Source organism: Paenibacillus sp. P22 (assembly GCF_000469945.2).
GTDB classification, from domain to species: domain Bacteria; phylum Bacillota; class Bacilli; order Paenibacillales; family Paenibacillaceae; genus Paenibacillus_O; species Paenibacillus_O humicus.
The window spans coordinates 40,284-47,999 of sequence record NZ_CBRA020000143.1 but is presented as its reverse complement, the minus strand read 5'-3'; the positions used below and the strand labels follow the sequence as shown (position 1 = coordinate 47,999).

General features: G+C 54.3%; 8 protein-coding genes. 4 read left to right on the top strand and 4 right to left on the bottom strand.

Features of this window, described 5'->3' with window-relative positions; genetic code table 11:
- The 3 genes from BN871_RS18995 to BN871_RS18990 form a co-directional block, all read left to right on the top strand.
- Positions 1 to 503, top strand: a 503-nt coding sequence (locus tag BN871_RS18995; RefSeq protein ID WP_232313180.1) for a hypothetical protein, incomplete at its 5' end; no start/stop codon positions are given.
- Positions 500 to 1,408 (top strand): helix-turn-helix domain-containing protein, encoded by a 909-nt coding sequence (locus BN871_RS27060; protein ID WP_021877435.1) that lies wholly within the window; start codon positions 500 to 502, stop codon positions 1,406 to 1,408. The genes BN871_RS18995 and BN871_RS27060, both read left to right, overlap by 4 nt.
- Before the next feature lie 569 nt (positions 1,409 to 1,977).
- Positions 1,978 to 2,766 (top strand): divergent polysaccharide deacetylase family protein, encoded by a 789-nt coding sequence (locus BN871_RS18990; protein WP_048748353.1) that lies wholly within the window; start codon positions 1,978 to 1,980, stop codon positions 2,764 to 2,766.
- Here BN871_RS18990 and BN871_RS18985 read toward each other — a convergent pair.
- Positions 2,731 to 3,447, bottom strand: a complete 717-nt coding sequence (locus BN871_RS18985) for an N-acetylmuramoyl-L-alanine amidase (protein ID WP_048748352.1) — start codon at positions 3,445 to 3,447, stop codon at positions 2,731 to 2,733. The two genes, BN871_RS18990 and BN871_RS18985, sit on opposite strands and share 36 nt — an antisense overlap.
- 124 nt (positions 3,448 to 3,571) lie before the next feature.
- On the opposite strand from BN871_RS18985, the gene BN871_RS18980 reads away from it, so the two are divergent.
- The gene (locus tag BN871_RS18980; RefSeq protein ID WP_048748351.1) at positions 3,572 to 3,763 is read left to right on the top strand and encodes a YqzE family protein; all 192 of its coding nucleotides are present in this window, start codon (positions 3,572 to 3,574) and stop codon (positions 3,761 to 3,763) included.
- Between the two features lie 39 nt (positions 3,764 to 3,802).
- On the opposite strand, the gene BN871_RS18975 is transcribed toward BN871_RS18980, so the two are convergent.
- From BN871_RS18975 to BN871_RS18965, 3 genes are all read right to left on the bottom strand, one after another.
- Positions 3,803 to 4,675 carry a hypothetical protein gene (locus BN871_RS18975; RefSeq protein ID WP_048748350.1) on the bottom strand — a complete coding sequence of 291 codons (873 nt, stop codon included), beginning with the start codon at positions 4,673 to 4,675 and terminating at the stop codon, positions 3,803 to 3,805.
- 213 nt (positions 4,676 to 4,888) lie between these two features.
- Entirely contained in the window at positions 4,889 to 5,839 is a 951-nt protein-coding gene (locus BN871_RS18970; RefSeq protein ID WP_021879782.1) for a YqhG family protein, read from the bottom strand.
- A complete protein-coding gene (locus BN871_RS18965; protein ID WP_048748364.1) occupies positions 5,836 to 7,599 on the bottom strand; it encodes a DEAD/DEAH box helicase in 1,764 nt (587 codons plus the stop codon). Before BN871_RS18965 ends, BN871_RS18970 begins: the two co-directional genes overlap by 4 nt.
- Between the last annotated feature and the right edge of the window lie 117 nt (positions 7,600 to 7,716).

Below are 7,716 nucleotides of genomic sequence, written 5' to 3'. Positions count from 1 at the left end.
CTCGCTCAAATGTTGAAAGTAGTTCTAGTAAAACGGTGGAGATTTCAATGGAAATTCTTGCACAATGGGGTATTTCAACTGAAGAAGATTTAAATCGTGCTCTGGCAAATAATGTGTTTGGCCCAGAATTTATTCATGATTCTAAACGCAATTCAGAATTATTCAGCTATGTCCAAGATATTCTTGAGCGCTCCAAGAATAAAATCCTTGAATTTTTAGATAAGAAAAAATCGGAATATGACGTTTCAGATCCAATCAGAATTAGTAATACTATCTTCGTAATAAAAAAACACGGTACTGAAATATATTTAATTACTCGACCGTCTGATTATGGTCAAATAATATTATATTATGATACTGAGTTGGATATGCTTGACTATGAAAAGGATTGTGAATTATGGGTTGAAGATGATAAGAGCGAGCCGCAAAAAATTACATTTGGGAAAATATTAAAGCTGACTGGTGTTAACAAGATTCCACTTAGGAGCATAAGAGAAAAATGATTGACATTAATGAAGTAAAGCAATTACTACAATCCCCTGATTCAAAAAATCTTATTTGTAGAAACGTAGAATTCAGACCGCAAAATTTGGCTTTGTTTATTGCTGCTCTGTCAAACATGACAGAGGGGTATGGCTACATTGTAATCGGGGTAAGCAAAAATACAGATAATTACTCTATTAATGGAATAAGTAATGGGTTCATATTAGATGAACCTATTAAACGGGCACTCAGTTTGTTAGCTGAGCAACCAATAATAGAATTTGGTACACTTAGTATTGAAGGTAAAAATATTTATGCAATAAAAGTGATAAATATTACAAACGAGATTTTCTTCAAGCCTCCACAAAATACAGAGTCACTAACCGATTTATTTATTCGTGATCTTTACTTGGCTTGCATCAAACTTCAAGCACGTAAGCTTTACGTTAGCACTACAGAAGATGAGCGTAATGACTTTATTACAGATTTACTGGAGACAAACGGATATCGCATAAAAGACCAAACTCGACGCGGAAGTTCTGCTAGTGGTAAATCATCTGGCGAAATTGATATTTTTGTTGAAAACGATAGAATGCCTTTTACTATTATTGAAGCCCTTAATTTGGATAGCTTAAATACTAATTATCTTGATGTTCATCTTGACAAGATATATTCTTACGATACAACAGGAAATGCATTCAATGTATGTTTGTCATATGTTAAAGTTAAAGATTTTGGGTCTTTTTGGGATAGGTATTGCAACTACGTTAAAACACGTGAATATCCAGTAATGCTTGTCTCTTCTGATACAAATGCTGATAAAGATTATTCATACTCTGATATAAGATTCATGACAACTACGCATAATCGTTCAGGTAAAAATACACGGCTTTATCATATGTGCGTAAAAATACAAGAATCGTAGTTACTTAGTGAAAAGTTCTTATATAAGAATCGTCAACTAGGGAAACAACCTAATCAAGCGATTGTATTAGGCTTCTTACACAAGAAAGGTATTTAATTTCTTGCTCCGCTATAATTTGTCGATGGTAGTGGAGCAGGGCTGATTCGAGTATCGTTCTCTCCGAGTTCTCTCAAACGTGCAATTTCAGTCACTTTTTGATGAATTTACGAGACGCCTTGTGGCACTAGGGAAGGGTGGCGTGAAACGCCGAAACCCCTTGATTTTATAGGCTTTTCGTGGTTTTTTGGTTCCTCTAAAGGAACATAGCTTCCGCTTGCTTCCCTTTAGCGCGCAAGTTTCAGGTTCTAGTGTCAGCAATGACGTGGAGGTTCAAGTCCTCTTGACCGCATAACGTAGCCTTTCCCTTCGGGGAAAGGCTTTTTTTGTTCCAGTAAAAGGCTGGAGTTAACTATAGCCGTTATGCCTCTGGCCAAAGGGATGGCCATATGAAGAGAGGCCAGTTTTCTCCTTACATAAAACGCATCTCTTCTCTGCAAAATGAAGGGGAAACCTTCAGGGGGTGCTGATTGATGAGGAACGCAATCTGGAAAGCCGCGGCGGCCGGCATGCTTGCAATCGGGCTGTTGCCGCAGCAGCATGTATCGGCGGGTCCGCCGCATCGGGTGGCCGTCGTCATTGACGACTTCGGCAACAACATGAAGGGCACCGAGGAGATGTTCAAGCTGCCGGTTCCGATAACGGCCGCGATCATGCCCTTTATGCCCTCCACGCATGCCGACGCGGAGAAGGCGCATGGCCTCGGCCTGGATGTCATCGTCCATATGCCGATGGAGCCGAACAAGGGCAAGCCGGAGTGGCTGGGGCCGGGAGCGCTGTTCAGCAGCATGACCGACGAGCAGGTTCGCCTCGCGGTGCAGAAGGCGATCGACGATGTGCCTCATGCGGCCGGCATGAACAACCATATGGGCAGCAAGATTACGGCCGATGAGCGCATCATGCGGATCGTCTTGCAGGTATGCAAGGAGCGGGGGCTCTTTTTCCTGGACAGCCGGACGACCTTCAAGACGGTCGTGCCGAAAGTCGCGGCTGAAATCGGGGTTCCCGTCCTGCGCAACGACGTCTTTCTGGACGATGTGTATGAAGCCGGCCATATCGCCAGACAAGTGGAAAGATTAAAAAAGCTGTCCGCCGGTCAGGCGGACAGCATCACGATCGGGCATGTCGGCACTCCGGGCCTCATGACCTCGGGAGAGCTGTCCCGGGCAGCCGGCCGCATGGCGGGCACGACCCGGTTCGTCCGGCTGTCCGAGCTTGTTCCGGCATCAGCGGAAGAGCAGCTTATATTGCCGAAGCCCTGACGCGACGGCTTCGGCTACCTGCTCCTGGCCTTCCCGCGAAGTCAGCATGGACCTGTCCCCCTCGTTGCTGATGAAGCCCATTTCCACGATGACGGCAGGCTGCTTGACCGTATTGAGCAGATAGAATGGGCTGCCCGCACGGGGCAGCTCATTCGTTTTTTGCTGCCGGTTCAGGGAGTCCTGGATGCATAACGCCAGCAGCACGCTTTCGCCGCCCTCTTGATGAAGCACGACCGGTCCCCGCGCGGCGGCTCTGCGGGACCAGTTCACATGCAGGCTGACGAGCAGGCCGGTGTGGATTTCCTCTGTCAGCTGGCGCCGCTGGGACAAATCCCGCTGATGGCGGGACCGGCTCGGATGCCAGCGGTTCTCCTCGCTGAGCGCGTAGTCGGAGCTGCGGTTCAAGACGGCGCTGATCCCTTTTTGCTGCAGGCTCGCCAGCAGTTTTTTGCCGACAGCCAGATTGATGTCCTTCTCCAGCACATCCTCAAAGGAAGTGCCGCCATCGATGCCCCCATGGCCGGCATCGATGAGTACTTCGGCATAGGGGAGCGCCCCTTTGTACCGGGGACCGGCAGGATCGGAATCCGGCGAGTCGGAAAGGGAAGCGGCTGCCGCTGCCCCCGGTTGGAGAACCAGGGCTGCCGCAAGCGCCGCGGCTGCGATCCATCGCAAATCCATTTGCAATCCTCCATAAGGCAAAGTTGTCCGAACCTTTATACTTTGCCGCAATCAGGCAGGACTATTCGCGTTTGCGCCAAGAAGTTATCGGACATACTAAGCGCATAAAGAGGAGGCGACAACGATGGACCCTGAAGATTGGATCAAATATATGACCGAGAAGCTGGTTGTCTATGTGGAAACGCCCCGTGATGTACGCAAGCAGAAGCGCAGCGATCATAAGCAGGCCAAGGAGCCTTGGCTGACGCGCTGGTTCGGCGTCCCTGGCATGAGCATGCTGATCTGGTTCAGAGGGCTCCGCCGCAAAGAGGGATGATTGCCGCTCTGAAAAGGGATCCGCTTCGGCATTCTCTGCTCAGACGCGGTAGAAATGGCCTGCGAGCAGAGCCTGCTCAAGCGTGATGTATCGCTTGGCGGCCGATTCCGTGTTGACGAAGGAAGCATAGGCTTGTCCCGTCGTCCAGCGGTGAAGGCCGGCTGCCTGCCAGACCTGAAGCACCTTGCCGCCATACAGCTCGGATGCGTAATCCAGCGGGCGTCCCGATTTGAGAATGGAAGAGAGAGAGCCGGGGGTCGGGCTGCCGATCGGCTTGGACAGGAGCCAGCTCAGCCGCTGCATCGGATCGGATGAGCGGAGCGTCCGGGCATACGCTACCGCCGTTTTGGTCGGCGGTACCGCAGACGAGGAAGACAACGCCAGCGTTGTCTTTTTTTCGTTTTCGGATGCGCTGGCATCCGATGAGGACAAGGCTTTCAGCTGCTTGGCCCAGTCTCCGTCGGAGAGGGGGAGGATTTCTCCTGTCCAGGCGTCGGCGTAGAGGACTTCGCGGTCTCGGCTCACGATCCGCCATACTGCTGCGGCAGGCGAGGCGTAGAGCCTCGACATTTCGGCAGCCGCCACATTCTGCTCCTTGAGCTTCTTTTGAAGCAGGGCGGATGAATAGAGCGGGTAGGAACCCGCCCCGTATTCTCCAAGCGAATATCCATTCGGCTGCCTGGCGCTGATAATCATATAGCCGGCTGTCCGTCCGGCTTTATCCAGGGTCACGAGCCATGAATGGGTGCCTGGGCCGAGAGGCTCGATGACGGCGCGGGCGCCTTCCAGCCGGCAAATTCGGGTTGGGCGGACAGCGCCGCCCGCCAGGCTTCGGCTTGTTCCGCCAATCCGGGAGCGGAAGACGCCGGAGCCGCGGCATGGGCCGCAGCATTCGCCAGGAACAGGACGCAAAGCAAAACCGCGATTGCGGTTGATGCGGCGCTTGCAGATCTTCTTCTCATTTTTTCAACATCCCCCTGTCGTATCCGCTATAGGGTGGCAGCATGCATGATTCCGAAGCTTGTCTACTTGATTGTAGAGCGGCCCGCGCGAGAAGAATGCTGCATTCTGTCGCGCAAACGACCGCTATTATTGGCGAGATCGGGCCGACCCGGGAGATTGCTGTCACTCGATGCCTTCCAGATGGAAAATGCCGCAGTTGATCGAGGAAGCGGTTACCCTGGGCTCGAACTGCCAGCGGATTTCTTCCTTCCGGGTCGCATATTGCTCCTCGACAGCGGGTCGCTGCTCCTCCTCCGCGGACTCCAGCAGGCGATCGTAATAGTGGGCGACGATCCCAAGCTCTTCCTCCAGACGGCGCGAGGCGGCTTCGGCCCAGGAGAAATCCGCTCCCCTGAGCTTGCGCTCGAGCGAAGACTCGATCAGGCTCATCGCTTTGCCGAGGGTGATGCCGTTTTTGGCCGTATGCACATTGGCGGGCAGCCTTGGCGTCATCCTGAGGTCGACCAGCCGCTCGTGGAAACGCTCGACGACGGCGCCGGTCGCGAGAGAAACGCCGAAGGAATGAATTTCCTCGCGCTTCATGTCGCAGGCGAATTCCACCCGCAGATTGACTCCGAGCCAAGCCGTATACGCGACCGATTCCGTGGGATGGAGCGAGCGGCGCTCCGGCTCCTGGAACAAATAGACGAAGCTGCCTCCCGTGCGTGCGGCCTCGAACAGCTGATCGAGCTTGCGCGCGCCGAAATACATGTCCTCTCGGGGCGTGCGGACGCCGGAGACGGAGCTGTGGACAAATCCGATGGAGCGGCCGAGAGCGCTCTGGGCCGCCTGCTCCATCGGATTCGCGGACTGCTGCGCCCGGGCCTCGCTTTCCTCGCGCTCTTTTGCAAGCTCCTCGTACCGCGAACGGTCGGTCACGAACAGATAGGTCATCGTCTCCGGCTCCACGCCGGCACGGTCGACATAGCTCCAGTAATAAGGACGGTTCGTCAGCTCCCTGTCCGCCTGCGGCGACAGCTTCACCGTCAGATGGGAAGGGGATTTCTCGACGATCCGGCATCCGGTCGCCTCCGCGTACTTCTGGATATAGCGATGCACTTGCTTTCCATTCATGGCGAATCCACCTCCACAACATGTCCGACCCCGTCAAGCAGACGGTTGATCGCATACTTGCGCGCGGCCGCTGAGCCGGCCGTCTCCTCTGAATCGACGGGCTTGCCGGATTCCGAAGCCCGGCTTCTCATGCTGCTGATCGATCGGCCCAGGTTCTCGATGCTCTCGGTCAAGACATCGGGATCGCTCGCCTCCAGCATGAGGCGCGCAAGCCTTTCCTCGATGCTCTCCTCCTTCTCGAACTTCTCGAGAATATGGTCCAGCTCGCCGATGACGGATTCGAACATATCGATCTTCTCATGCAGCAGATTGACGATATGCTCCTCGATCGTGCCGATCGTGCACAGATTGTAGATCTGGACATCCTGGGTCTGGCCGAGCCGGTGCACACGGCCGATCCGCTGCTCCACCCTCATCGGGTTCCAGGGCAGGTCGAAATTGATGATGCGGCTGCAGAACTGCAGATTGATGCCTTCTCCGCCTGCTTCCGTGGCGATCATGACTTGCGCGCGGCCGCGGAACAGATCCATCATCCAGTCCTTTTTGCCGCGGCCCATCCCGCCCCGGTAAGGGACGGCGGTAATGTCGCTGCCGCGGAAAAACTGGAGCAGATATTCCTGCGTCGCGCGGTATTCCGTGAAAATGATCGCTTTCCCGTCGCTTTCCCGCACGAGCTCCATCGCTTTCTCCGCTTTCGTGTTGGACTTGATCTGCTTGATGACCTCGATCAGCTCCCAGATCTTGCCGCGCACAGGGGAGTCCTCGGCCGTCTTCTTGAACAGGTTCACGAGGGTGAGGAACACCGAGTCGCGGCTCGAGCATACCTCGCGCTGCAGCGTCACCATCGACAGCATGCTCGTCAGGTTGCCTCCGCTTTCCTCATAACGCTCTTTGACAAAGGAAGTGACCGCGTGGTAGAGGTCCATCTCTTCCTTGGACAAGTGCAAAGGGATGTTGCGGACGATCCGCTTCGTGAATTTCACATCTCCTTCGCCGCGGCGGTTGCGGATCATGACGCCGGACAGCGCCTCCTGCAGCTGATCCTCGTTCTTGGGCATGCGCTTGCCGACGACGAAGTTGGAGGAGAACTCGCCGTGTCCGCCGAGCTGGCCGGGCTTCAGCAGCGTGATGAGATTGTAGAGCTCCTCAAGGTCGTTCTGGACCGGTGTGGCGGTCAGCAGCAGGCAGTACTTTTTGCGGAGCTGCGTAATGAACTGGTAATTCGTCGTTTTTTTGTTCTTGAGCTTATGGGCCTCGTCGATGATAAGCATGTCGTAGTCGGTGGAGAGCAGCAGATCCCTGTGCGGCTCCCGCTTGGCCGTATCGATGGAAGCGACGACGACATCATAGTTCCAGGTGTGGGCACGCTTCTGGGCGACGGCGGCGATGCCGAACTTGCTGTTGAGCTCCCGGACCCATTGCAGGACAAGCGATGCGGGCACCAGAATAAGCGCGCGCTTCACGAGACCGCGCACCAGGTATTCCTTGAGCACCAGTCCGGCTTCGATCGTCTTGCCGAGTCCGACCTCATCCGCCAGAATGGCTCGTCCGCCCATATCATGCAGCACCTTGACCGCCGTGTCGATCTGATGCTTCATCGGCTCCAGGCCGTTCAGGAAGCGCAGCGACTGCAGCTCCTCGAAGCTCTCGATGCGCCGGGACTGCTCGGCCTCCATGGCGAGCTGATAGAGCGTCCAGTCGTCCCAAGGGCCATTGCGGTCGAGCCGGGCCTGCAGATCGTCGAACCAGCTCCGGTCCATGCGGAAGTCGACGAGCGGATGAAGCTTGGCGGGTCCGTTCTCTCTTGTTGTGCGCGACAAGTTATCGGCTCCTCTCGGCTTTGGAATGTTCCCAGTATGCCCCAAGCAAGGGCTTCT